The sequence below is a fragment of the Streptomyces alfalfae genome (assembly GCF_004127445.1).
GTDB lineage: Bacteria > Actinomycetota > Actinomycetes > Streptomycetales > Streptomycetaceae > Streptomyces > Streptomyces alfalfae.
This window is the reverse complement of sequence record NZ_QEXM01000041.1, coordinates 156,087-180,092: the sequence shown is the minus strand read 5'-3', so window position 1 is coordinate 180,092 and position 24,006 is coordinate 156,087. Positions and strand designations below refer to the sequence as shown.

23 protein-coding genes and 7 tRNA genes are annotated in these 24,006 nt (G+C 72.7%); 18 read left to right on the top strand and 12 right to left on the bottom strand.

Features of this window, described 5'->3' with window-relative positions:
* The first annotated feature begins 75 nt into the window (after positions 1–75).
* Both cobA and DCW30_RS20315 read left to right on the top strand, forming a co-directional pair.
* Positions 76–1,308, top strand: a complete 1,233-nt coding sequence (cobA, locus tag DCW30_RS20320; protein ID WP_076687092.1) for a uroporphyrinogen-III C-methyltransferase — start codon at positions 76–78, stop codon at positions 1,306–1,308.
* A gap of 112 nt (positions 1,309–1,420) precedes the next feature.
* Positions 1,421–2,239 (top strand): TrmH family RNA methyltransferase, encoded by an 819-nt coding sequence (locus tag DCW30_RS20315; protein ID WP_062779458.1) that lies wholly within the window; start codon positions 1,421–1,423, stop codon positions 2,237–2,239.
* A 66-nt stretch (positions 2,240–2,305) separates the two neighbouring features.
* Here DCW30_RS20315 and DCW30_RS20310 read toward each other — a convergent pair whose 3' ends face one another.
* A complete protein-coding gene (locus DCW30_RS20310) occupies positions 2,306–3,724 on the bottom strand; it encodes a serine/threonine-protein kinase (protein ID WP_076687093.1) in 1,419 nt (472 codons plus the stop codon).
* A gap of 625 nt (positions 3,725–4,349) precedes the next feature.
* Between DCW30_RS20310 and DCW30_RS20300 the strand changes: the two genes are divergently transcribed.
* From DCW30_RS20300 to DCW30_RS20290, 3 genes are all read left to right on the top strand, one after another.
* A complete protein-coding gene (locus DCW30_RS20300; RefSeq protein WP_076687094.1) occupies positions 4,350–4,553 on the top strand; it encodes a hypothetical protein in 204 nt (67 codons plus the stop codon).
* Between the two features lie 240 nt (positions 4,554–4,793).
* Positions 4,794–5,726 (top strand): aminoglycoside phosphotransferase family protein, encoded by a 933-nt coding sequence (locus DCW30_RS20295; RefSeq protein ID WP_076687095.1) that lies wholly within the window; start codon positions 4,794–4,796, stop codon positions 5,724–5,726.
* 114 nt (positions 5,727–5,840) lie between these two features.
* Positions 5,841–6,158, top strand: a complete 318-nt coding sequence (locus tag DCW30_RS20290) for a TFIIB-type zinc ribbon-containing protein (protein ID WP_076687096.1) — start codon at positions 5,841–5,843, stop codon at positions 6,156–6,158.
* An 84-nt stretch (positions 6,159–6,242) separates the two neighbouring features.
* Here DCW30_RS20290 and DCW30_RS20285 read toward each other — a convergent pair.
* From DCW30_RS20285 to DCW30_RS20265, 5 genes are all read right to left on the bottom strand, one after another.
* Positions 6,243–6,317: transfer RNA gene (locus DCW30_RS20285), tRNA-Val, on the bottom strand.
* A 61-nt stretch (positions 6,318–6,378) separates the two neighbouring features.
* Positions 6,379–6,450: transfer RNA gene (locus DCW30_RS20280), tRNA-Val, on the bottom strand.
* Between the two features lie 49 nt (positions 6,451–6,499).
* Positions 6,500–6,571 (bottom strand) — tRNA-Val (locus DCW30_RS20275).
* 1 nt (position 6,572) lies between these two features.
* A tRNA-Cys gene (locus DCW30_RS20270) sits at positions 6,573–6,646 on the bottom strand.
* A 39-nt stretch (positions 6,647–6,685) separates the two neighbouring features.
* Positions 6,686–6,758 (bottom strand) — tRNA-Gly (locus DCW30_RS20265).
* 145 nt (positions 6,759–6,903) lie between these two features.
* Here DCW30_RS20265 and DCW30_RS20260 point away from each other — a divergent pair.
* The 3 genes from DCW30_RS20260 to DCW30_RS20250 all read left to right on the top strand — a co-directional run bounded on the left by DCW30_RS20260 (position 6,904) and on the right by DCW30_RS20250 (position 9,726).
* Positions 6,904–7,971, top strand: coding sequence for a chorismate-binding protein (locus DCW30_RS20260; RefSeq protein ID WP_237283458.1), 1,068 nt, complete (start codon positions 6,904–6,906; stop codon positions 7,969–7,971).
* The gene (locus DCW30_RS20255; protein ID WP_076687097.1) at positions 7,968–8,789 is read left to right on the top strand and encodes an aminotransferase class IV; all 822 of its coding nucleotides are present in this window, start codon (positions 7,968–7,970) and stop codon (positions 8,787–8,789) included. The genes DCW30_RS20260 and DCW30_RS20255 overlap by 4 nt, the downstream gene beginning before the upstream one ends.
* Positions 8,790–8,901: 112 nt before the next feature.
* Positions 8,902–9,726, top strand: coding sequence for a GNAT family N-acetyltransferase (locus DCW30_RS20250; RefSeq protein WP_076687098.1), 825 nt, complete (start codon positions 8,902–8,904; stop codon positions 9,724–9,726).
* Positions 9,727–9,758: 32 nt separating this feature from the next.
* On the opposite strand, the gene DCW30_RS20245 is transcribed toward DCW30_RS20250, so the two are convergent.
* Complete coding sequence (locus DCW30_RS20245) at positions 9,759–10,274, bottom strand: DsbA family protein (protein WP_103557529.1); 516 nt, start codon at positions 10,272–10,274, stop codon at positions 9,759–9,761.
* Between the two features lie 207 nt (positions 10,275–10,481).
* Between DCW30_RS20245 and DCW30_RS20240 the strand changes: the two genes are divergently transcribed.
* Positions 10,482–10,928 carry a hypothetical protein gene (locus tag DCW30_RS20240; protein ID WP_076687100.1) on the top strand — a complete coding sequence of 149 codons (447 nt, stop codon included), beginning with the start codon at positions 10,482–10,484 and terminating at the stop codon, positions 10,926–10,928.
* A 172-nt stretch (positions 10,929–11,100) separates the two neighbouring features.
* Positions 11,101–11,301, top strand: a complete 201-nt coding sequence (locus tag DCW30_RS20235) for a hypothetical protein (RefSeq protein ID WP_062779477.1) — start codon at positions 11,101–11,103, stop codon at positions 11,299–11,301.
* A 46-nt stretch (positions 11,302–11,347) separates the two neighbouring features.
* Here DCW30_RS20235 and DCW30_RS20230 read toward each other — a convergent pair whose 3' ends face one another.
* Positions 11,348–11,905, bottom strand: a complete 558-nt coding sequence (locus DCW30_RS20230) for a CGNR zinc finger domain-containing protein (RefSeq protein ID WP_076687101.1) — start codon at positions 11,903–11,905, stop codon at positions 11,348–11,350.
* A 217-nt stretch (positions 11,906–12,122) separates the two neighbouring features.
* Positions 12,123–12,536, bottom strand: coding sequence for an SsgA family sporulation/cell division regulator (locus tag DCW30_RS20225; protein WP_003959770.1), 414 nt, complete (start codon positions 12,534–12,536; stop codon positions 12,123–12,125).
* Positions 12,537–12,727: 191 nt separating this feature from the next.
* On the opposite strand from DCW30_RS20225, the gene DCW30_RS20220 reads away from it, so the two are divergent.
* From DCW30_RS20220 to DCW30_RS20205, 4 genes are all read left to right on the top strand, one after another.
* Positions 12,728–13,162, top strand: a complete 435-nt coding sequence (locus DCW30_RS20220) for a TIGR02611 family protein (RefSeq protein WP_062779482.1) — start codon at positions 12,728–12,730, stop codon at positions 13,160–13,162.
* A 66-nt stretch (positions 13,163–13,228) separates the two neighbouring features.
* Positions 13,229–13,300: transfer RNA gene (locus DCW30_RS20215), tRNA-Val, on the top strand.
* Between the two features lie 251 nt (positions 13,301–13,551).
* Positions 13,552–14,103 carry an SRPBCC family protein gene (locus DCW30_RS20210; RefSeq protein WP_076687102.1) on the top strand — a complete coding sequence of 184 codons (552 nt, stop codon included), beginning with the start codon at positions 13,552–13,554 and terminating at the stop codon, positions 14,101–14,103.
* A tRNA-Val gene (locus DCW30_RS20205) sits at positions 14,094–14,165 on the top strand. Before DCW30_RS20210 ends, DCW30_RS20205 begins: the two co-directional genes overlap by 10 nt.
* Before the next feature lie 52 nt (positions 14,166–14,217).
* Here DCW30_RS20205 and DCW30_RS20200 read toward each other — a convergent pair.
* On the bottom strand, positions 14,218–14,943 hold the full coding sequence (locus tag DCW30_RS20200; protein WP_076687103.1) for a 3'-5' exonuclease: 726 nt from the start codon (positions 14,941–14,943) through the stop codon (positions 14,218–14,220).
* Between the two features lie 168 nt (positions 14,944–15,111).
* On the opposite strand from DCW30_RS20200, the gene DCW30_RS20195 reads away from it, so the two are divergent.
* From DCW30_RS20195 to DCW30_RS20180, 4 genes are all read left to right on the top strand, one after another.
* Complete coding sequence (locus tag DCW30_RS20195; protein WP_062779747.1) at positions 15,112–15,699, top strand: DUF4365 domain-containing protein; 588 nt, start codon at positions 15,112–15,114, stop codon at positions 15,697–15,699.
* Positions 15,696–16,919 (top strand): hypothetical protein, encoded by a 1,224-nt coding sequence (locus tag DCW30_RS20190; RefSeq protein WP_076689528.1) that lies wholly within the window; start codon positions 15,696–15,698, stop codon positions 16,917–16,919. The genes DCW30_RS20195 and DCW30_RS20190 overlap by 4 nt, the downstream gene beginning before the upstream one ends.
* Positions 16,920–17,076: 157 nt before the next feature.
* Positions 17,077–19,059 (top strand): threonine--tRNA ligase, encoded by a 1,983-nt coding sequence (thrS, locus tag DCW30_RS20185; RefSeq protein ID WP_076687104.1) that lies wholly within the window; start codon positions 17,077–17,079, stop codon positions 19,057–19,059.
* 128 nt (positions 19,060–19,187) lie between these two features.
* Positions 19,188–19,754, top strand: a complete 567-nt coding sequence (locus tag DCW30_RS20180) for an HIT family protein (protein ID WP_062779490.1) — start codon at positions 19,188–19,190, stop codon at positions 19,752–19,754.
* Positions 19,755–19,760: 6 nt separating this feature from the next.
* Here the strand turns inward: DCW30_RS20180 and DCW30_RS20175 are convergent, their stop codons facing one another.
* Together DCW30_RS20175 and DCW30_RS20170 are read right to left on the bottom strand one after the other, a co-directional pair.
* On the bottom strand, positions 19,761–21,416 hold the full coding sequence (locus tag DCW30_RS20175) for a hypothetical protein (RefSeq protein WP_076687105.1): 1,656 nt from the start codon (positions 21,414–21,416) through the stop codon (positions 19,761–19,763).
* A 213-nt stretch (positions 21,417–21,629) separates the two neighbouring features.
* On the bottom strand, positions 21,630–23,846 hold the full coding sequence (locus DCW30_RS20170) for an elongation factor G-like protein EF-G2 (RefSeq protein WP_076687106.1): 2,217 nt from the start codon (positions 23,844–23,846) through the stop codon (positions 21,630–21,632).
* Positions 23,847–24,006 lie beyond the last annotated feature (160 nt).

The window sequence follows — 24,006 nt, the reverse complement described above, 5'->3', positions numbered from 1 at the left end:
CGCACGTCACCCCCATCCGCCGCTCCACCGTCGCAGCGGCAGCCGCAACGCCCCCGCACGAGGAGCCGCAGAGCCATGGCCGAACACCCCGCCTACCCCGTAGGTCTCCGCCTCGCGGGACGCCGCGTCGTCGTCCTCGGCGGCGGCCAGGTGGCCCAGCGCCGCCTGCCGGCCCTGATCAAGGCAGGCGCCGACGTCCTCCTCGTGTCCCCCTCGGCGACCCCGTCCGTGGAGGCGATGGCGGACACGGGCGAGATCACCTGGGTCAGGCGCCGCTACGAGGACGGCGACCTGCGGAACGCCTGGTACGCCCTGATCGCCACCAGCGACGACGAGGCGAACACCCGCGCCTCGGCCGAGGCGGAGGCGCACCGCGTCTGGTGCGTCCGCTCCGACGACGCCGAGGCCGCCACCGCCTGGACCCCGGCCACCGGCCGCTCCGAGGGCGTCACCGTGGCCGTCCTCTCCAGCGACGTCCAGGACCGCGACCCGCGCCGCACCGCCGCCATCCGCGACGCGGTGGTGGAGGGCCTGCGCGACGGCAGCCTGGTCGCGCCGCATCACCGCATCCGCACGCCCGGTGTGGCCCTCGTCGGCGGCGGACCCGGCGACCCCGACCTGATCACGGTCCGCGGCCGGCGGCTGCTCGCCGCCGCCGACGTCGTCATCGCCGACCGCCTCGGCCCCCGCGACCTCCTCGACGAGCTGCCGCCGCACGTCGAGATCATCGACGCCGCCAAGATCCCGTACGGCCGTTTCATGGCGCAGGAGGCGATCAACAACGCCCTCATCGAGCACGCCAAGCAGGGCAAGGCGGTCGTCCGGCTCAAGGGCGGCGACCCCTACGTCTTCGGGCGCGGCATGGAGGAGGCCCAGGCGCTGGCCGAGGCGGGCATCGCCTGCACGGTCGTCCCCGGCATCTCCAGCTCGATCTCGGTCCCTTCGGCCGCGGGCATCCCGGTCACGCACCGGGGCGTCGCCCATGAGTTCACCGTGGTCAGCGGCCACGTGGCCCCGGACGACGAGCGCTCCCTGGTCGACTGGGCGGCCCTGGCCAGGCTCCGCGGCACCCTCGTGATCCTGATGGGCGTCGACAAGATCGGCAGGATCGCCGAGGCCCTGATCGCCCACGGCCGCTCGCCCGAGACCCCGCTCGCCCTCGTCCAAGAGGGCACGACGGCCGCCCAGCGTCGCGTCGACGCGACGCTCGCCACGGTCGCCGAGGCGGTCCGCGTCCACGAGGTGCGGCCCCCGGCCGTCATCGTCGTCGGCGACGTCGTGCGGGTGGGCCCCGAACCCCTCGCGTGACGCCCCCAGGACCCCCTGGCGCGCCGCCCTCACACCCCCTCGCGTAACCAGCGGTAACGGAATACTCTCCGCGGCCGTTGGCACCTCACCCCGGACAAGGCAGTATCACCCTGTGGCTGATCTCATCACCGTCGACGACCCCGACGACCCCCGCCTGCGCGACTACACGGGCCTGACCGACGTCGAACTGCGCCGCAGGCGCGAACCGGCGGAGGGCCTGTTCATCGCGGAGGGCGAGAAGGTCATCAGACGGGCCAAGGACGCCGGGTACGAGATGCGCTCGATGCTGCTCTCGGCCAAGTGGGTCGACGTCATGCGCGACGTCATCGACGAACTCCCGGCCCCCGTGTACGCGGTGAGCCCGGAGCTCGCCGAGCGGGTCACCGGCTACCACGTGCACCGGGGCGCCCTCGCCTCGATGCAGCGCAAGCCGCTGCCCACGGCCGGCGAACTGCTCGCCACCACCCGCCGCGTGGTCGTCATGGAGGCGGTGAACGACCACACCAACATCGGCGCCATCTTCCGCTCGGCGGCGGCGCTCGGGATGGACGCCGTCCTGCTCTCCCCGGACTGCGCGGACCCGCTCTACCGCCGCTCGGTGAAGGTCTCGATGGGCGCGGTGTTCTCCGTCCCGTACGCGCGCCTCGAATCCTGGCCGAGGGGACTCGACGGGGTGCGCGAGGCCGGTTTCAACCTGCTCGCCCTCACCCCCGACGAGAAGGCGAAGTCGCTCGACGAGGCGGCGCCCCACCGCATGGACCGCGTCGCGCTGATGCTCGGCGCCGAGGGCGAAGGCCTCTCCCGGCAGGCCCTGGTCGCCGCCGACGAGTGGGTCCGCATCCCGATGGCACACGGTGTGGACTCGCTGAACGTGGGCGCGGCGGCGGCGGTCGCGTTCTACGCGGTGGCGACGGGCCGCCCGGAACTCTGAGAGGCCTGCGCCTGAAGGAAGAGGCGCGGCCGGCCGCACATGACGGTCGGCGCGCCGCCCGCCGGCCTATCCGTACGTGGCGTGGATCGGCTGAGGCGCGACCTGGCCGTGCACCGGCGAGGACGCCGCCCGCTCCCGTACGTCCTGGCCACCGCCGCCCAGACTCCGCGCGGGCCCCTGGCACCCCTGGGCCGCCGCGATGCCGAGCGCGACGAGCAGCGTCACGATGACGAACACCGTGAGCCGCTGCCGCAGGAGGCGCGGGTTGGCGGGCCTGCGCAGCCCGGCCCTCGTGCTGCGCTGACCGGGCCGGCCCGTGCCGCTGCGGGGAGCGGGCCGCTTGCCCGACCGCGTGGAGTCGCGGGGCGCCGAGGTCCGCGATCCGGTACGGGAGGCACCGGCGCGCGAGGAGGTTCCCGTACGCGATGAGCCCCTCGTACGGGACGAGCCGGTGCGCGACGAGCCGGTGCGCGACGCGCCGGTACGGGACGAGCCGGTGCGGGAGGGGCCGCCACGTGGTCCGGCCGGGCGCGGCGGGGGCGTGGCGCCCGGCGGGGAGCGCCGCTGGGTGTGCTGCTCCGCGTAGCTCTCGGCGAGGCGGCCGGTGGGCCGGTCGAGGTCCTGGCGCGGCGCCGGCGGGCGCGGGTCGCCGAGGCCCTGCGCCTCGCGGGCGGCGATCTCCTTGAGCCGGAGCGAGAGCTGCAGCGTGCTGGGCCGCTCCTCCGGGTCCTTGGCGAGGCACGCCCTGATCAGCGGAGCCAGGGAGTCCGGCACACCGCGGAGCTGCGCCTCCTCGTGCACCACCCGGTAGAGCATGACCTCGGAGCTGCCGTGGCCGAAGGGGGAGTCCGCCATGCCCGCGTAGGCGAGGGTGGCGCCGAGCGCGAAGACGTCGGTGGCGGGTGTGACGGCGGCGCCGCGCACCTGCTCGGGCGCGAGGAAGCCGGGCGAGCCGACGGCCGTGCCGACGTGGGTCAGGGTGGAGGCGCCGGTGGCCCAGGCGATGCCGAAGTCGATGATCCGGGGGCCCTTGGGGGACAGCAGGATGTTCGACGGCTTGAGGTCGCGGTGGACGACACCGGCCTCGTGCACGGCCACCAGGCCCTCGGCGAGCGCCGAACCGACCACGGCCACGTCGGCCGCGGCGAGGGGGCCCTCGGCGGCGACCTTGTCGTGCAGCGAGGGGCCGGGGACGTACTGCGTGGCGAACCACGGCCGGTCCGCGTCGAGATCGGCGGCGACGAGCCGTGCCGTGCAGCCGCCCCTGATCCGCCGGGCGGCCGAGACCTCCCGCGCGAACCGCGAACGGAACTCCTGATCCTCCGCCAGATCGGGCCGGATCACCTTCAGGGCGACGCGCTGCCCCCTCCGGTCCGACCCCAGATAGACGACCCCCATGCCGCCGGCGCCCAGGCGCCTGTGCAGCCTGAACGAGCCGACGACACGCGGGTCCTCGCGCCGGAGCCGCATCATCGCCATGTCCATCCCCGCTACCCGGTCCGTTTGACGAGCCACAGCTTACGTTTCCGCGGGCGGGCACGTGCAGAGGCCGCGCCCTCGTGGGCCGACGGATTGTCAGTGCCGGGTGGGAAAACCGAAGCGTGGTCAGAGAGCGTGACGCGCAAGGCCGTTGACGCCGCCCCGTTTCCCAACCCTCCGCCGCCGGAGGGGGATTGATCGCGTGAAGGGTGACCGTGCGGAGCGGGCCGTGGCCGCCGGGGACACGGCTTGGACGGGCGAAGTGGCGGCGGGCCGGGTGGACCGCCGGGGGGAGACGGCGGTGCGCGGGGGAGCGGGGGAAGTGAGCGATGTCACCCGTGGGAGTGCTCCCGCGCTCCGAGGGCCGACCCCCAGGGAGGACGTGCGTCAAGACCACGGCCCCGTCCTCTACGGGAAGACCCTGAGACCTGGGCCCCCGTCTCCAACTACAGGAGTACGCGGACGCGGGCCGCTCATCCTCCGGGAGGCCCGCCAATCGGTACGAGGGCATGACGTGCGGGATCGCCCGCGGACCTAGATTTGAGGTCAAGCGGCGGGTGCAGCACTCGTCCCCCGAGGTCAAGCACCCGCCGCTGCCAGAGCCACATCGAGATCGGTCAGGAGAGGAACCATGGCGGACATCGCACCGCGGACCTTGATCCGCACCCGGGGTCGCAGGGTCTCGGCGTTCGGCGTCCGGCCCTCCGGCACGCGCCACCCCCTGGTGGCGACGGCCATGGTCCTCCCCCTGGCAGCCCTGCTCGTGGTCGTCTTCGGCGGCTGGGACGCAGTGGTCACACAAGCGTCGTCCGTAGGCGTGATGCTGGGGCGCTGAGCGGCGCCCCAGGCCCGGAAGAGCGGTCCGGGCGGGGACATCCGGCCAGGAAACCCCGTGGGGACGGGGGTGCGGCGGACGGCAGAATGCCCGCGCAGCTGGGGAGCTGCGCGGGCATTGCCATGCGCGGGCATTGCCATGCGCGGGCACGGCCCTGCGCGAGGTCGGGCGCCGCCTCCGGCCGCCCGGGAGCCGCCCCTACGCCACCCGGCCCGTCCCCACCGCCTACGCTCGGCTCCCGTGACCACCACCCTGCTGCCCGCGCTCACCTCCGAGGCCCGGAGCGTGGCCCACCGGAGTGCGGTCCGCCCGCCGGGCGGGGCGTGCCCCTGCGGTGGGGGAGCGGCGGACGCCGTGCTCGCCGACCGGGACGACGCCCAGGTCGTACGGCACGCCGACGTGGTCGCCAAGGCGCACGCACCCGGCACCGGCCGGCGGGACCTGACCGTGCGGCTCGCCGTGGCCGCCCGCCTGCCGGAGCTGCTGCTTCCACCCCTGCGCGAGGCGCCCACCGCCCTGCACGGGCGCCTGATCACCTTCTGGCCGCACGGCGTCCCCGTGGACCGCGGCGACCCCGACGCCGCCCCCTGGGAGGCCGCCGCCACGCTGCTCGCGGGCCTGCACGCCACCGACCCCGCGGCCCTGCCGCAGCCGCTGCCGCAGATGCGCGGGCCCGCCAAGGCCGCCCGCGCCCTGGCCCGGCTCCGCGCCGCCGGCCCGCATCCCGCCGCGCCCCCGGTGCTGCGCGCCTGGGCGGCCCTGCCGGACTGGGCCCGCGGCGAGGCCCCCGCCCCGGCCGGACGGCGCGGGCTGTGCCACGGGGACCTGCACCTCGGCCAGCTCGTACGCGCCGAGGGCCGCGGCTGGCGGCTCATCGACGTGGACGACCTCGGCACGGGAGACCCCGCCTGGGACCTGGCGCGCCCCGCGGCCTGGTACGCCTGCGGGCTGCTCTCCCCCGAGGAGTGGACCCGCTTCCTGGACGCCTACCGCCGGGCGGGAGGCCCCGCGCTCCCGGCGGTCGGGGCCGCCCCGTGGCCGGTGCTCGACGTCCCGGCCCGCGCCCTGACCGCGCAGACCGCGGCCCTGGCGGTCGCCAAGGCGGTCGCCGCGGGTCGCCCCCTGGACGAGATCGAGCAGGCCCTGGTCGACGCCTGCGGCCGGATGGCCTAAGTGAGCGCCGTCCCGGCGGAGTTGGCGCCGAAGGTGACGAAGTAGGGTGCGACGGACCGAAGCCGGACAGAAGCCCGGCGAAGCAGTCACCACCGGCGAGGAGTTGAGCCGTCCATGCAGTGCCCCAAGTGCCACGCACCGATGCACACGTACAACCGCAATGGCGTCCAGATCGAGCAGTGCGCCAACTGCCGCGGCATCTTCCTGGACTACGGCGAGCTGGAGTCCCTGACCCGGCTCGAGAACCAGTGGGGCCAGCAGGCTCCGCCGCCCCCGGCCGTCCCGCAGGCCTACCCCCCGGCTCCGGGCGCCCCGCAGGCCTACCCCGCCGCCCCGGCCCCCGCCTGGGGCGCCCCGCATGGCGGCCACGGCGGTCACCACGGCCACCACCAGCGGCACAAGAGCTTCGGCCACATGCTCTTCTCGTCCTGAACGGCGTGGGCGTTCTGGCCTGACTGTCCCGGTGGCGCGCACGACGAAGCCCCCGGCCGTGGAGACGGCCGGGGGCTTCGTGGGTGGTGCGCGATACTGGGATTGAACCAGTGACCTCTTCCGTGTCAGGGAAGCGCTCTCCCGCTGAGCTAATCGCGCGGGGTTTCCTGCGTGTGCTGCGCACGGTGTCCGCCGTCTCCGGCTTCCACTGCGTACTGCGTGCGCGATACTGGGATTGAACCAGTGACCTCTTCCGTGTCAGGGAAGCGCTCTCCCGCTGAGCTAATCGCGCGGGACGATCTCCATGAAGCCGATCTTCGTCGGCTCTCACCAAGATCCAGTGGACGATACTGGGATTGAACCAGTGACCTCTTCCGTGTCAGGGAAGCGCTCTCCCGCTGAGCTAATCGTCCTTGGAGGTGGAGACGGGATTTGAACCCGTGTAGACGGCTTTGCAGGCCGTTGCCTCGCCTCTCGGCCACTCCACCAGGAGTGCGGGGGTTCGGGAAGATCCCCCTCTTCCTGCGAGCGGACGACCAGGTTCGAACTGGCGACCTCAACCTTGGCAAGGTTGCGCTCTACCAACTGAGCTACGTCCGCTTGTCTTTCCCGGTCCGCTTGCGCGTCCCGGCGACGTGTTGAACTCTAGCGGATTCCTGGGCCAGTACAAAAACGCGTTTGCGCAGCGTGCTGCGCTGTCGTCGCCCCGGGGCGCGCCCGGAGCGCCGGTCATAGACTCGCAGCCGTGTCCAACCCCGCTCTGACGTCGTCTTCGACGCTCCCTCCCCTGGCGCGCTTCGGCGGCCGTGTGGCCACCGGTCTGCGCGATGTGACCAGCGACCCCGCCGCCCTGGACTCCACCGGCTTCTGGGCGGTGACCGCCGACTTCGAGGGCGGCCTGGTCTGCGCCCGCTTCGACGACGTCCGCGAGGAGGCGGTGCCGCTGCCCGTCCCCGGCGGGTGGCGCGGACCGGCCACCGGTGACTGGACGTCGTCCCTCGACCGCGCCGCGTACACCGCGGGCGTGCGGCGGATACGGGAGTACATCGCGGCCGGCGAGGTCTACCAGGCGAACCTCTGCCGCGTCCTCTCCGCGCCCGTCCCCGCCGACGCCGACGTCGACGCCCTGACCGCCCTGCTCGCTCGCGGGAACCCCGCCCCCTATGCGGGAACGATTCGCCTGCCCGAGCACGGCGTCGAGACGGCCACCGCCTCGCCCGAGCTGTACCTGCGCCGCGCGGGCCGTGCCGTGGATTCGGGCCCCATCAAGGGCACGGGCAGGACCGAGGCGGACCTCCTGGACAAGGACTACGCCGAGAACGTCATGATCGTGGACCTCGTCCGCAACGACCTCGGGCGCGTCTGCGCCACCGGCTCCGTGACCGTCCCCGAACTCTGCGTGGTCGAGAAGCACCCGGGCCTCGTCCACCTCGTCTCCACCGTCCACGGCGAGCTGCGCCCGGACGTGGGCTGGCCGGAGCTGCTCGACGGGACGTTCCCGCCCGGCTCCGTCACCGGGGCCCCGAAGTCGAGCGCCCTGCGGATCATCGAGGAGCTGGAGACCGCGCCCCGCGGCCCGTACTGCGGAGGCATCGGCTGGGTCGACGCCGACCGCGGCACGGGCGAGCTGGCCGTCGGCATCCGCACCTTCTGGATCGACCGCGCCGAGGGCCTGCTGCGCTTCGGCACGGGAGCGGGCATCACCTGGGGGTCCGACCCCGAGGGGGAGTGGCGGGAGACCGAGCTGAAGGCCGCGCGGCTGCTGGCGGTAGCGTCGGGGGCGTACGAAGCGAGTGGAGGAAACCCGACGTGAAGATCTGGCTCGACGGCGGACTGCGGGACGCCGACGCCGCCCGTGTCTCCGTGCTCGACCACGGCCTGACGGTCGGTGACGGCATCTTCGAGACGGTCAAGACGGTCGAGGGCAGGACCTTCGCCCTCACCCGCCACCTGGCCCGGCTCGCCCGCTCGGCGCGCGGTCTCGGGCTGCCCGAGCCGGACCTCGACGAGGTGCGCCGGGCCTGTGCCGCGGTCCTCGAAGCCAATCCGCTGCCGCTGGGCCGGCTGCGGATCACCTACACCGGCGGCCTCTCGCCGCTCGGCTCGGACCGCGGCGACCGGGGCGCCACCCTGGTCGTGGCGCTCGGCGAGGCCCAGCGGCGCCCCGACTCCACGGCCGTGGTCACGGTGCCGTGGACCCGCAACGAACGCGGGGCGCTGAGCGGCCTGAAGACCACCTCGTACGCGGAGAACGTCGTCGCCCTGGCCCGCGCCCGCGAGCGGGGCGCCTCGGAGGCGCTGTTCCCGAACACGGTCGGGCGGCTCTGCGAGGGCACGGGGTCGAACGTCTTCGTGGTGCTCGACGGCGAGATCCACACCCCGCCGGTGGCCTCGGGCTGCCTCGCGGGCATCACGCGCGAGCTGGCCGTCGAGTGGACGGGCGCCAAGGAGACCGACCTGCCCATGGACGTCCTCGACCGCGCCGACGAGGTCTTCCTGACGTCGACGCTCCGCGACGTGCAGGGCGTCCACCGCGTGGACGGCCGCGAGCTGCCCGGCGCGCCCGGGCCCGTGACGGCCAAGGCGATGCGCGCTTTCGACGAGCGGGCGGCCGACGACCTCGACCCCTGAGCCCGGACCACGTCCGGGCAACCGTGCCCGGGCCCGGACCGGGCCCGGGTGCGGGCACGTCCGGGGGAAACCCCGGTGACGCGGTGGCCGCGGGGCGGGTAGAACACCTGTGATGACCACGACCCTGCGGCCGACCGGGCCGCTTCACCGGAGCGCCGACGGTTCCAAGGCGCGCACGTTCGACGTCTGTGTGAACAGCCGTCCGGTGGGCTCCATAGCCCTCGCCACCCACGACGTCTTCGGGCCGGAGGTCTGCCGCGTCGTCGAGCTGCGCGTCGACGAGCCCGACCGCGGCCGTGGCCGCGGCACCGTGGCCGCGCTGGCCGCCGAGGAGGTGGCGCGGGGCTGGGGCTGCCGACGCATCGAGGCGGCCGTCCCCGCCGAGTCGACGGGGGCCCTGCGCCTCGCCACCGCGCTCGGGTACGTGGAGCGCAACCGCAACATGGCCAAGCGCCTGGCGGCCGAGCCGGCCCCGCTGCCCGAAGGGGTGCGGGGGCGGTCGATGACCGAGGACGAGTACGCGGCCTGGCTGGCGCAGGCGAAGCTGTCGTACGCGCGCACCTGGATCGAGCGCGGCGTGCCCGAGGCCGAGGCCCGCGCCAAGTCCGAGGCGGACCACGGGAAGAACCTGGCGCAGGGCCTCGCCACCCCCGGCGTCTTCCTGAGCGTGCTCACCGTGGAGGACGAGAGGGTCGGCAGCCTCTGGCTCAAGGTGAACGACGACGCCGGGTTCGTCTTCGACGTCCGGGTCGACGAGCGGTGCCGCGGGCGCGGCCACGGCCGGTCGCTGATGCTCCTGGCCGAGGCGCAGACCCGGGCGGAGGGCAGGGACAGCCTCGGCCTCAACGTCTTCGCGGGGAAGATCCCGGCCCTGCGCCTGTACGAGTCACTCGGCTACGAACCGCGTACGTACCACCTGTACAAGCCCCTGCTCTAGCGGCTCCTCCGGCGCTCCGGGCGGCCGGGGGCTCAGCCCTCGGCGTCCAGCAGGCCGTCGATGATCTTCTCGACGCGCTCGCGCAGGCCGTCCTGGCTCTTGCCGCCGTCCAGACGCTCACCGCCGACGACGTACGTGGGCGTGCCGGTGACGCCGATCGCCTTGCCCTCGGCCTGGTCGGCGTCGACGATCAGGATGTGCCGGCCGTCGACGAGGGCGGTGTCGACCTCCTCGGCGACCAGGCCGAGTTCGCGGGCGCTCGCCACCAGGAAGGGCTCGCCCGCGCGGTCCAGCTCCTCGACCCGGCCGAGCACGGCCTCCACGTACGGCCAGCCCTTGCCCTGCGCGAAGGCCTCCTCGGCGGCCTGCGCGGCGGCGAAGGAGTGCTTGTGCTTCTCCAGGGGGAAGTGGCGCAGACGCAGCTCGACGCGGTCGCCGTAGCGGGCGCGCAGGGCGCGTACGTCGTCCAGGGCGGTACGGCAGTCGGGGCACTGCAGCTCGCACCAGACGTCGAGGACGACGGGGTGGGCGGGGGTGGAGTCAGTCATGGGCACAGTCTTCCAGAGCCCGGGACGTCACCCGGGCCGCACGGGATGGCCCGCCGACCGGGACCTGGGGAGTAGGGCGGACCCGGAGATGACCCGGAGATGTCCCTGAATCCCCTCGGGACGATGGCTCCGCGCCACCCTCACGAGGCAGGATGGAGGGGACGACAGACCCATGGACGACGTAAGCCTGTAAGCCTGGAGGGCCGGATGATTGCCGAGACCATCTGTTCCGCCGTGTCCGCGGCCGGCCTCGGCATCGCCGCGGTGTCGGCCTATCGCAAGCGCTTCTTGACCGCCGCCCGCCTCGCGGCGTACTCACTGGTGCCGATCGGGCTCGTGCTCACGGGTGTCGTGGGCTGGGCGGCCGACACCGCGTTCAGCCTCAAGGCGTGGATCGGCTTCGGCGTGCTCGGCGCGGCCTGGCTGATATTCCTCGGGGCGCGCGCGGTCGAGCGCCGCTCCGGGGGCACCCGCAAGGAGCGCAAGGCCGCGAAGGCGGCCCGGCGCGAGGCGGTGGCCCCCACCGCTTCCGCGCCCTCGCTGGGGCAGGGCACGCGCCCTGCCGCCGCGAGGCCCGCCGAGAAGCCGCGGTCCGCCGCGCCGACGGAGGACTTCAGCGACATCGAGGCGATCCTGAAGAAGCACGGCATATGAAGCTTCCGTCAACAACCGTCTGCGTCCCGGGGCCGCGGCGCTAACTCGTTCGAGTGCGGGCGGCGCCGCCGGGCCGTGCGGCGGCGGGCCCCCGCGGCCTGGTCGGAACACGCCGGACGCTGGACTTTCGCCTGCCCAGGACGGGCGGGGCGGACGCCCGGCGGCGGGTTCCTTGGTCATCGGCGCCGTCGGGCTGCGGCATCATCACGACGAGATGCTGGACACCACCAATGAGGGCGGCACCGCTCCGCCGGACGACGAGGAACGGCAGGGCTGTCTCTTCGCCCTCTCCCAACCGCCCCTGATGATTTTCCTGACCGTGATCGGCACCCTGATCCTGCTGGCGTCGCTGCACGACCTGCTGCTGCTCTGACGGCTCCACCCGGCCCGCCGCTCCCTCTCGGCCGGCGGCCTCCCTTTCAGCCCGCTGCTTCCTTGCGGCGGGCGCGGTAGGCGGCGACGTGCAGGCGGTTGCCGCAGGTGCGGCTGTCGCAGTAGCGCCGGGAGCGGTTGCGGGAGAGGTCGGCGAAGGCGCGCCGGCAGTCCGGGGCCTCGCAGCGCCGCAGCCGGTCCTGCTCCCCGGCGACCACGAAGAAGGCCAGGGCCATGCCGCAGTCGGCGGCCAGGTGGTCGGCGAGGGAGGCGCCGGGGGCGAAGTAGTGGACGTGCCAGTCGTATCCGTCGTGGTCGGTGAGGCGGGGCGTGGTGCCCGCCGTCGCGATGAGCTCGTTGAGGACGGCGGAGGCGGCCTTCGGCTCCGGGTTGGCGAAGACCTCCGCGAAGCGGGCGCGGATCCGGTGCACGGCCGTGAGGTCCTCCTCGGTGAGCACCCCGATGTCGCTCACCTCGTGGCCGCGTGCGAAGTCACCGAGCGCCGCCACGTCCGGTAGTCCGTCGGCGCCGCCGTCCTCCGGCGCGGTGTTCACCAGATCGACCACGGCGTCGAGGGAACACCGGGTGTCGTGGGTGATCAGCACGATGCGCTCCCTGGCCTGGGGGTCGGGCCGGTGCCCGCCGATGCTGGCCGATGCTAGCGCCATCCCGGGCGAAGACAGTGGCGCCGTCGCAGCGGAAGGAACTCCGCGACGACGGCGCCGGTGTCTGAATCTCTGCGGCGAGCGTCTCGTGCCGTGACCGTTCGCGCCGTCGCCCCGAGTCGGACGGCGTGAGGGGATCCCGACGCGCCTGGCGCGGCTAACTTTCCGCCAGGATGTGAGAGAGCTCGGTGTCGAGATCGAAGTGACGGTGCTCCGTGCCGGGGGGCACCGCCGCGTCGGTCCGCTTCAGGAAGGACTCCAGGGCCCGCGCCGGGGCCTCGAGCAGAGCCTCGCCCTCCGGGGAGCTCAGGGCGATGCATACGACGCCCTGACCATGGCTCCGGGACGGCCAGACTCGGACGTCGCCGGTACCGGTGGGCCGGTGCAGGCCCTCGGCGAGGAGATCGCGGGCGAAAACCCACTCGACCGTCTCCTCGGCTCCGGTGTGGAAGGTGGCGTGCACGGCATAGGGATCGGCCGTGTCATACCGCAGTCCTGCGGGAACAGGCAGTGAGGACTCGCTCGACACAACGAGGCGCAGGTGCAGCTCGCAGCTGACCGTGGTGTTCATAAGCGCCAGGGCCTTTCGCTCAGTGTGCGCTCGGGGATTCGCACGTCGGCGAAATCGACATGCCACCTACGGTGCCGTTGTAAACCCCTCTGAGTGTTTTGCGTGTCTTTAGGTAGCTCTTTTGGCGGGTTGTCTCTCCTGGCCGTGCGGCCATTCCGGTGACGGGTTTCCGTCCGGTAGGGTTTGGCCGTATGAATACGGGGAGTAACGAATCGGCGGAGGCCGTGGAGCCCGTCGGCGGGACGGACGCGGAGCCGGTCCTCGGGTCGCGCGCGCCGCAGTACGTCCAGTCGCGCCGGGTGCTGCACCTGAGCTGGCAGGTGGGCGTGTTCATCGTGGGGCTCGCTGTGGTCGTCGCGGGCATCATCATGCTGCCGCTGCCCGGTCCCGGATGGCTGGTGATCTTCGGTGGCATGGCGATCTGGGCGACCGAGTTCGTCTGGGCCCAGCTGGTGCTGCGCTGGACGAAACGCAAGGTCACCGAGGCCGCACAGCGTGCGCTCGACCCCAAGGTGCGCCGCCGGAACATCATCCTGACGACCATCGGCCTGGTCATCGTCGCGGTGCTCGTCGCCGTGTACGTCTGGAAGTTCGGCATCACGATGCCGTGGAAGATCAAGGAGTGACCCGCGGGTGACTCCGGGGCGGTCGGGGGCACCCGCTGACATGCGGTAATGTTCTCCATGCGCCCGGGGCGATTAGCTCAGTGGGAGAGCGCTTCGTTCACACCGAAGAGGTCACTGGTTCGAACCCAGTATCGCCCACCCCGGATTACGGCCCGGAGGCTTTTCAGCCTCCGGGCCGTTGTCGTATTCGCTTATGCGGTAAGGGAATTGACGGGTCCACATACGCGCGCGCGACCGGTTTTCGCCGTATTCGGGCCGGGGCTTTCCCGGAACCGGCCTGTCCCGTACGGCGGTTGTGCGAACTCGTCGCGGATGGCGTGAAACGACTCCCGCGCGTAAGACGGCGGCCACCGGTGGGACCGCGCGTCCGCCGCGGGCAGACTCGGACCATGAACTGGTGCCGATACCGCTTCCACACCCGCTGGGACCTGCCCGCCGCCCCCGGCGACGTCTACGCCGCCCTGGAACGGGTGCAGGACTATCCGCTGTGGTGGCCCCAGGTGCGCGAGGTGGCGTCGGCCGACGGCCGCAGCGGCGTGGCCCGCTTCCGGTCCTTCCTCCCGTACGACTTGGTGGTGGGCGCGCGGGAGGGCCGCCGTGATCCCGGCGCCGGGGTCCTGGAGATCCGGATGACCGGGGATCTGGACGGATGGGCGCGCTGGACGGTCGGGGCAGCGCCCGCGGGGACGTGCGCCGTCTACGACCAGGAGGTCGAGGTGCGCAGGCCGCTCATGCGGCGCTTCGCCGTGCCGGGGCGGCCGTTCTTCGTCCTCAACCACACCCTGATGATGCGGGCCGGACGGCGCGGGCTCACCGGCCGTCTCGTCGCCCGGGACCGCTCCATAGCCGGCCCGCCGGCGACGGCGGCGGGGAGCGGGGGAAGGCGGTTTGAAGGAAGGGCGTCGGGACCTGTATTGTTCAGTGCGTTCCCGGGCGATTAGCTCAGTGGGAGAGCGCTTCGTTCACACCGAAGAGGTCACTGGTTCGAACCCAGTATCGCCCACCGGAGAACGCCGGTCCGTCAGCAGACGGACCGGTTTTTTCTTGCCCGCACATCAGGCGGCGGCCCGCAGTTCGGGGCGCAGGGGCCAGGCCGGGTCCACCGTCTCCGGTGTGCCGCTCTTGGCGAACCAGGCCTGCAGTCCGCGCGCCTGCGCCGCGTGCCAGACCGCCTGGAGCGTGTGCAGCTCGGCCGGTGACAGGCGTTCCAGACGGGACGCGAAACGGCGCCCGATCGCCCGTACGACGTCCAGGGCCGCCTGGGCGTCCGCCGCCGCGTCGTGGGCCTCGGACAGCTCCACCTCGTAGTGCGCGCACAGGTCGGTGAGCGTGCGGCGGCCCTTGCGGTAGCGGTCCAGGTGCTTGTCGAGGACCCGCGGGTCGATCACACAGAGGGCGGAGCCCTCCATGTAGCGGCCGAGCGACGAGGCGCGGTGCCTGCGCAGCTCCCGGTCGAGCATCGTCAGGTCGAATGGCGCGTTCATCACCACGATCGGCCGGCCCGCGGCGCCCTGCTCGGCCAGATCCCGTGCGATCTCCTCCATCACCGGCGCCGGCCAGCGGCCGGTGCGCTGCAGGTGATCCTCCGTCAGCCCGTGCACCGCGGTGGCCTCCTCGGGCACCGGAACGCCCGGGTTGACCAGCCAGCGGCTTATGCGCGGCCGGGTGCCCGCGCCCTGCTGGACGACGACGGCGGCCGACACTATGCGGTCGGTCTCGACGTCGACGCCCGTGGTCTCCGTGTCGAATGCGGCCAAGGGCCCCTCGTACCAGCACGTCATGGTCGTGCAACTCCTCGCTCAGTCCCGGCAGATGACGTCGGTCCTCCGCCCACACCGGTGATACCCGGGCCGTTTGCGCCGTACGCGGGCCGGAGACAACAGAGGTACGGGGCCCTTGACATGACGGCCCGCGCCGGGAACTGCCCTTTTGCGGAAGGCCTGTTGGACATGGCGCTCGCGCAGCCCGAACAGGGCGGGCTGCTGCCCGAGCGGATCGCACCGCCGCGCGGCACACTCGCCACCACCGCCTGTATGGAGACCCTTCAGGTGGGCTACCTCCACGCCGTCGCGGCGGCCGCCGGGTGCTCGCTCTCCCAGCCCTTTCCCGACAACGGCATCGACTGGCACGTCAGCCACAGCGCCCCCGGGCACACGGTCGACGACGAGGTCACCATCAAGGTCCAGCTCAAGTGCACCTACCAAGTGCCGCCCGTCCCGGTGTCCCCGGACGACGGGAGCGCCCGGCCCGCCTTCTCCTTCACGCTCGACAACGCGCACCTGGAGAAGCTGGCCCGCACACCGGTCGCGGTGCACAAGATCCTGGTCGTGATGATCGTGCCCAGATCCCCCGACGACTGGCTGCGCGCCGGTCACGACCGGCTCGACCTGCGGCACTGCTGCTACTGGACCAACCTCGCCGGCCACCCCGTGACCGGCAGGCGCAGGACCACCGTGCGCGTCCCCACCTCGCGGATCTTCGACGACCGAGCGCTCCGCGAGATCATGACGCGGGTGGGAAGGGGAGGGAGACCCTGATGCACCGCCCCCACGAAGACCCCCTGGCACCGGCTCGCCCCCACCCGGTGCCGGACGCCGGCCCGTGGCCGGAGCCGCCCGTGCCCGGCCAGGTCGACCCCGCGGTGCTCGGCGCGCTGCTCGCCCGGCACGGCTGGCGCCGGCGCGGCGGAGCCCCCGGGCGCTACGCGCGCTGGACGCCGCCGGAACCCGGTGGCGGCGGCACCAGCCTGCTCGTCCCCGAGAGCCGGGCCTTCCCCGACTGCGAGGACCTCCTCGGCGAGGCCCTCGTCGCGCTCGCCCGCAGCGCCTGCCCGACCGCCCGCGACATCCTCGTCGGCCTCGCCGTGCCCAGCGACGAGATCCACTGGTGGCGCGACGTGCCCGAAGGGCCCGCGGGCGCCGCGACCTGGCCGGCCGAGGAGCGGCTGCGCTCGGCGGCACGGCAGATGCTGCTCGCCGGGGCGCTCGCCGCCCGTGAGCGCGCCGGGTACCACGGGGCGCGGCGCCGCAGGGCCGCGGCGGCCGCCCTGGAGACCGTGCTCGTCGGGCCCGCGCCCGGCGGCCGGAGGCTCACCGCGTACGTGCCGGTCGAGGCCGGGCGGCCGCTAGCCGTCCGGCTCCACCAGGCGCTGTGCGCGGTCCGCGAGGCCGTCGACTACCAGCGCGCCACGGGCGGCATGGACGCCTTCGACGGGGCGGTCGCGGCGGGCGCCGGCCATGAGCTGACCGAGGCCGTCGTCGCACTGGTGCACGGCACGGAGGGGGCGCGCGTGGCGGTGGAGTGGGCGCCGGGCGCGGGGGTGCCCGAAGGGTGCGCGGCGAGCGCGGAGCCCGTGGAGTTCTCGCCCGGCGACCTGGCGGCGCTGCGCGCGGCGAGCGCCCGCTATCTGCGGGACGAGCCGTCGGCGCCGGTGCGGATCACCGGAGCCGTGGTGCGGATGCGGCGCTCGTCGCCGCGCGGGCCCGGCACGGTGCGGGTCAGGGTGCTCGCCGGGGCCGACGTCCCGCAGGTGCGGATGGTCCTGGACGAGGAGTCCTACCTCGTGGCCGTCCAGGCCCACCTGGTGGGGCTGCCGATCCGGGTGCGGGGACGTCTGGAGAGCCGGGGCGGGTTCCGCAGGCTGACGGGGGCGAACGGCGTGACGCCCGTGCAGGTGGACGAGGCGGAGCGGGACCGGCTGATGAAGTCGCTCCAGGAGAACATCGACTTCTTCGAGGAGGCGTGCGGCACGGACTGAGGACGTGCGTCGTCGCGCCGCGTGGGGGAGCGGGGCGGAGGGGGCCCTTCCGGGCGGCCGGGGAGATCCGTTTCGCGGGGGGAGCCCCCGGCTCGGTACGATCCCTCTTGGCGGCGCGTGAGAAAGCGCCGCACCCCCCTTCAGCTAGGAGAGACCGGTGTCAGACGTCCGTGTGATCATCCAACGCGATTCCGAGCGGGAAGAGCGCGTGGTGACGACGGGCACTACGGCCGCCGAGCTCTTCCCCGGTGAGCGCGCCATCGTCGCCGCCCGCGTGGCCGGCGAGCTGAAGGACCTGGCCTACGCCGTGGCCGACGGCGACGAGATCGAGCCCGTCGAGATCTCCTCCGAGGACGGCCTGAACATCCTGCGCCACTCCACCGCGCACGTCATGGCGCAGGCCGTGCAGGAGCTCTTCCCCGAGGCCAAGCTGGGCATCGGCCCGCCCATCAGGGACGGCTTCTACTACGACTTCGACGTCGCGGAGCCGTTCACCCCCGAGGACCTCAAGCGCATCGAGAAGAAGATGCAGGAGATCCAGAAGCGGGGCCAGAGGTTCTCGCGCCGCGTCACCACCGACGACGACGCCCGCGAGGAGCTGGCCGGCGAGCCGTACAAGCTGGAGCTCATCGGCCTCAAGGGCAACGCGGCGGGCGCCGCCGAGGGCGCGGACGCCGAGGTGGGCGGCGGCGAGCTGACCATCTACGACAACCTCGACGCCAAGACCGGCGAGCTGTGCTGGAAGGACCTCTGCCGCGGTCCGCACCTGCCCACCACCCGGAACATCCCCGCGTTCAAGCTGATGCGCTCGGCCGCCGCCTACTGGCGGGGCAGCGAGAAGAACCCGCAGCTCCAGCGCATCTACGGCACCGCGTGGCCGTCGAAGGACGAGCTGAAGGCGCACCTGGAGTTCCTCGCCGAGGCCGAGAAGCGCGACCACCGCAAGCTCGGCTCCGAGCTGGACCTCTTCTCCTTCCCCGAGGAGCTCGGCCCGGGTCTCGCGGTCTTCCACCCCAAGGGCGGCGTGATCCGCAAGGAGATGGAGACCTACTCCCGCAAGCGGCACGAGGACACGGGCTATGAGTTCGTGAACACGCCGCACATCTCCAAGGAGCGTCTCTTCGAGATCTCCGGGCACCTGCCGAACTACTCCGACGGCATGTTCCCCGCCATCGAGTTCGACGAGCAGAACTACCGCCTCAAGGCGATGAACTGCCCGATGCACAACCTCATCTTCAAGGCGCGCGGCCGCTCCTACCGCGAACTGCCCCTGCGGCTCTTCGAGTTCGGCACGGTCTACCGCTACGAGAAGTCCGGCGTCGTGCACGGCCTGACCCGCTCGCGCGGCTTCACCCAGGACGACTCGCACATCTACTGCACCAAGGAGCAGATGGCGGGCGAGCTCGACTCGCTCCTCACCTTCGTGCTCGACCTGCTGCGCGACTACGGCCTGAACGAGTTCGAGCTGGAGCTGTCCACCCGCGACCCCGAGTCGGACAAGTTCATCGGCGAGGACGCGGAGTGGGAGGAGGCCACCGAGGCGCTGCGCCAGGCCGCCGCCAAGCAGGACCTCCCGCTGGTCCCCGACCCGGGCGGCGCCGCGTACTACGGCCCGAAGATTTCCGTGCAGGCCAAGGACGCGATCGGCCGGTCCTGGCAGATGTCGACCATCCAGGTCGACTTCCAGCAGCCGAAGCGCTTCGGTCTGGAGTACACCGCCTCCGACGGCACCAAGCAGCAGCCCGTCATGATCCATCGGGCGCTCTTCGGCTCCATCGAGCGGTTCTTCGCCGTGCTCCTGGAGCACTACGCGGGCGCCTTCCCGGTGTGGCTGGCCCCCGTGCAGGCGCTGGGCATCCCGATCGGCGACGCCCATGTGCCCTACCTCCAGGAGTTCGCCGCCAAGGCGAAGGAGCGGGGCCTGCGCGTGGACGTCGACGCGTCCTCGGACCGCATGCAGAAGAAGATCCGCAACGCCCAGAAGTCCAAGGTGCCCTTCATGATCATCGCGGGCGACGAGGACATGGCCAACGGCGCCGTCTCCTTCCGCTACCGCGACGGCTCGCAGGAGAACGGCATCCCGGTCGACGAGGCCATCGCGAAGATCGCCAAGGCCGTCGAGGACCGCGTCCAGGTCTGAGCCGGGCATACGGTCGAAGGCCCCCGAGGCGTGCCCTCGGGGGCCTTCCCCCGTACGGCGCCTGGCGCGGCCTTTCGTGCGGCGGTGCGGATCTGCCCCGCCGACGCGTTCCGTACGGGTGAAGTCATATGCTGCACCTCATGACGAGTGAGCCGGAGCAGCAGATCGGAGTGGGGACGCAGGACGCGTTCCAGCGCCTGTGGACGCCCCACCGGATGGCGTACATCCAGGGCGAGAACAAGCCGACGGGCCCAGGGGCCGACGACGGCTGCCCCTTCTGCTCCATCCCGGCCAAGTCCGACGAGGACGGCCTGGTGATCGCGCGGGGCGAGCACGTCTACGCGGTGCTGAACCTCTACCCGTACAACGGCGGCCACCTGATGGTGGTGCCCTACCGGCACGTCGCCGACTACACCGAGCTGACCGCGCCCGAGACGGCCGAGCTGGGCGAGTTGACCAAGCAGGCGATGACGGCCCTGCGCACCGCGTCGGGCGCGCACGGCTTCAACATCGGCATGAACCAGGGAACCGTGGCGGGCGCCGGCATCGCCGCGCACCTGCACCAGCACGTCGTGCCCCGCTGGGGCGGCGACACCAACTTCATGCCCGTCGTCGGGCACACGAAGGTGCTGCCGCAGCTCCTCGCCGACACCCGCAAGATGCTCGCCGACGCCTGGCCGGTCCAGGCCGCCTGAGCCGGCTCACGCGTCGTAGACGTCCGCCTTCCTCGGCGTCGGGTCCTGGATAGCCCCGCTGAGGAAGCCGGAGCGGGCGCCGAACTTCTCGGTGTTCACGCCGTTCTCCTCCAGGACCTTGATCGCCGCCGAGTGCACCACGCGCAGCACGGGTGTGGCGGCGCGCAGCGCGTCGTCGGCCATGAAGCGGTGCCGCCACGGCTTGTCGGCCCAGGCGTGCCGCAGGCCGAACGGCTCGGGCAGGACCAGCTTGCCGCCGAGGTGGTCCAGGAGCGGCGGATACCAGGTGAAGGGGGCGCGGACGGCGAGTCGCACCACCTCGTCGGCGTCGACCAGGGGCAGACTGCGGTCCACGGTCTCCCAGAACCTGATGGGCTTGGCGACCGTCTTGGTCTTCGGGTCGGGCTTGCTGGTGAACAGCGAGTGCACGGGGCCGAGGGCGTGCCCGGTGACCTCGATGCGCAGCGTCTCGTGCAGCACGGTCACCGTGATCAGCATCGTGATGACCAACTGGCCGTCCCAGAGTGTGAACTGGACGCCCAGATAGTGCCGCTCGCCGCTGCCGAACTGCTGTTCGTTGCAGATCCGCTGCACCTCGTGGCCGCGGATCTGGAAGGCCTCCACGTCCGTGCCCGAGGGGCGGGCCACCGCCTTGGCGTTCTCCCCGATGGGGGAGACGATCCAGTGGTTTATCTGCGGCTTGGTGAAGCCGCCGGTGTGCAGCGGGCCGCGCTCCAGGAGGCGGAGCTGGTCGTGCACCGCGCGTATGACGTCCCAGCTGCGGAAGGGGTGGATCTCCTTGCCGGGCACGGCGGGCACCAGCTCCTCGGCCAGCTGCCAGCTGCCCCAGCGCGTGCCCATGCCCAGTATGCCCTTGGGCCCGGCGTAGAACACGGAGTTGCTCTGCTGCTCGGCGGAGAGCCGCGCCAGGCCCTGGCGCAGCCGCTCGGCGGCCGTCTCGCCGGGGCTGCCGGGCACCGCCTCGGGGATCTTGGCGCCGATGCCGCCGCCGGAGAGCAGGGCGGACCAGCGCTCGCGCATGTCCTTGGCCGTGCGCTCGGCGAGCTGCTTGGCCCAGAACCAGCCCACGACGGGCAGCACGATCGAGGCCCGCAGATACCAGGCCCAGAAGCCGCCGAACGGCAGCTTGATCAGGGCGAGGGCGGCCAGCACCCCCACGGCGACCAGGACGGCGGCGGCGAGCGCGCCCGTGCGCTTGTTCTCGCTCTTGGCGACCTGGCGCCGGATGGTGAAGACCGCGAGCCAGACGATGAGACCCGGCAGGAACAGCACACCGCACAGGACCATCACGGCCGTGAGCCAGCTGTCGCGCTCCTTGCGGATGCGGTTGGCCGCGAGGCAGTGCTCCACGACCACCTGCGGCTCGATGCCGAAGGACTGGATGAGCGGCTTGCGGCCGCCGCCGAGCATCCGCACCTGCACGGTCCGCGCGAAGGCCTCACCGAGGCTCGGCTTGAACAGCGACCATATGCCGGGCTTCACCTCGGACTTGTGCCACTCGTTGTTCGCCTTGAGGATCTCGGTCACGTCGCTGTCGCGATACGCGGCCGAGGCCAGGGCATGCGTCGCCGCCGTCTGGCCCGCGGCTCCCGAGAGCGGGACCTGGGCCCCGGGCCTGAAGTCGAATACATCGTCCGCCACTGCCGCCCCCTTGCCGCGACGCCTTCGCTGATGCGGCTCTTCCCGACTTCCCTGTCCGGCACACCTGTTGACGTCCGGCGCATCTGTTGATCAGGTCATCAGCGTATCGGGGAGCGCCGACATCCGGCAGTGGGCAAAGGTGCGCCGCCCGCGCGCCGGGGCGCGACGGGCGGCGTCCCTCCCCGCGTCGGCCACGCGACCGCCACACGTCAACTACGAAGTCGCCTCCGCGCGTTCACGGATCTTCTCCGAGAGGTGCGGGGGCATCGGCTCGTGGCGGGCGTACGCACGGCTGAAGCGCGCGGTGCCCTGGGAGAGCGAGCGCAGGTCCACCGCGTACCGGCCGATCTCGATCTCGGGCACCTCGGCCCGCACCAGCGTGCGGCCGCCGGGCGCCTGCTCGGTGCCGACGACCCGGCCGCGGCGCCCCGACAGGTCGCTCATCACCGCGCCGACGTGGTCGTCACCGACGAGCACCCGCACCTCGGCGACGGGTTCGAGCAGATGGACGCGGGCCCCGGCCGCAGCCTCCCGCAGCGCGAGCGCGCCCGCCGTCTGGAACGCGGCGTCGGAGGAGTCCACCGAGTGCGCCTTGCCGTCCAGGAGCGTCACGCGTACGTCGATCAGCGCGTAGCCGGCGGCGACGCCCCTCGCCGCCTGGGCCCGTACGCCCTTCTCGACGGACGGGATGAACTGCCGGGGCACCGCGCCGCCGACGACCTTGTCGACGAACTCGATGCCGCTGCCGCCGGGCAGCGGCTCCACCTCGATCTCGCAGATCGCGTACTGGCCATGTCCGCCGGACTGCTTCACGTGGCGTCCGCGGCCCGCCGACCTGCCCGCGAACGTCTCGCGCAGGGAGACCTTGTGCGGCACCACGTCGACCTGCACGCCGTAGCGGCTGCGCAGGCGCTCCAGGGCGACGTCGGCGTGGGCCTCGCCCAGGCACCACAGGACGACCTGGTGGGTGTCCTGGTTGTGTTCGAGCCGCATCGTCGGATCCTCGGCCACCAGGCGCGACAGCCCCTGGCTGAGCTTGTCCTCGTCCGCCTTGCTGTGCGCCTGGACGGCGAGCGGCAGCAGCGGGTCGGGCATGTCCCAGGGCTCCATGAGGAGCGGGTCGTCCTTGGCCGACAGGGTGTCGCCGGTCTCCGCGCGGCTCAGCTTCGCCACACACGCCAGGTCGCCCGCGACGCACCGCGTGAGGGCGCGCTGCTGCTTGCCGAACGGCGCGGACAGCGCGCCGATCCGCTCGTCGGCCTCGTGCAGCGGACGCGGCTCGCGGCCGAGGTCGGTCAGGCCGTGCCCGGAGACGTGCACGGTCTCGTCGGGCCGCAGTGTGCCGGAGAAGACCCGAACGAGCGACACGCGCCCCACGTAGGGATCGGACGCCGTCTTCACCACCTCGGCGGCCAGCGGGCCCTCGGGGTCGCAGGTCAGCGCCGGGCGGGCCGCGCCGCTCGGCGTGGTGACGGCGGGCGCGGGGTGTTCGAGCGGCGTGGGGAAGCCGCCGGTGATGAGTTCGAGGAGCTCGACGGTGCCGATGCCCTGGCGGGCGCCGTCCGCCGCGGGCGCCGCCGCGAGCACGGGGTGGAAGACGCCGCGGGCCACGGCCCGCTCCAGGTCCTCCACGAGGGTCTTGTGATCGATGTCCTCGCCGCCGAGGTAGCGGTCCATGAGGGACTCGTCCTCGCTCTCGGCGATGATCCCCTCGATCAGTCCGTTCCGGGCCTCCTCGATCAGCGGGAGCTGGTCGTCGCCCGGCTCGGACTCCTTGCGTTCGCCCGACGCGTAGTCGAACACCCGCTGCGAGAGCAGCCCGATCAGGCCGGTCACGGGCGCGTGCCCGTCGGGGCCCTGCTCGCCGTACAGCGGCAGGTACAGCGGCAGCACGGCGTCCGGGTCGTCGGCGCCGAACGCCTCGGCGCACGTCCGCGTCATCCCGGCGAAGTCCGCGCGGGCCGACTCCAGGTGCGTCACCACGATGGCGCGCGGCATGCCGACCGCCGCGCACTCCTCCCACACCATGCGGGTCGCGCCGGAGATGCCCTCGGCGCCCTCCGCCGCCGAGACGACGAAGAGGGCCGCGTCCGCCGCACGCAGCCCGGCCCTCAACTCCCCGACGAAGTCGGCGTATCCGGGAGTGTCCAGTAGGTTGATCTTGTACCCGCCCCATTCGACGGGCACCAGGGAGAGCTGCACCGAGCGCTGCTGCCGGTGCTCGATCTCGTCGTAGTCCGAGACGGTGCCGCCGTCCTCCACGCGGCCCGCCCGGGCCACCGCCCCCGCGGTGAGCGCGAGGGCCTCCACCAGGGTCGTCTTGCCCGATCCGCTGTGGCCGACCAGCACCACATTCCGTACGGACGCGGGGTGGTCGGCCGATGCCGCCCTGCCGGCGGCTCCGGGGTGTGCGTTCGCCTTGTCGCCCATGCCTTGGCCTCCCGGTCACGTGCACGGTGAGGAGGCTCGGCCCCCTCGGGGATGCTGGCTGTTCGCGGGCGCGCGGTACCGGTGCGGGGCGGCTCCGACGGCGCCCGTAGCGCTTTCGAGCTTTCCACCAGGGTCACTCTGCGTCCATACGTCGTACGCG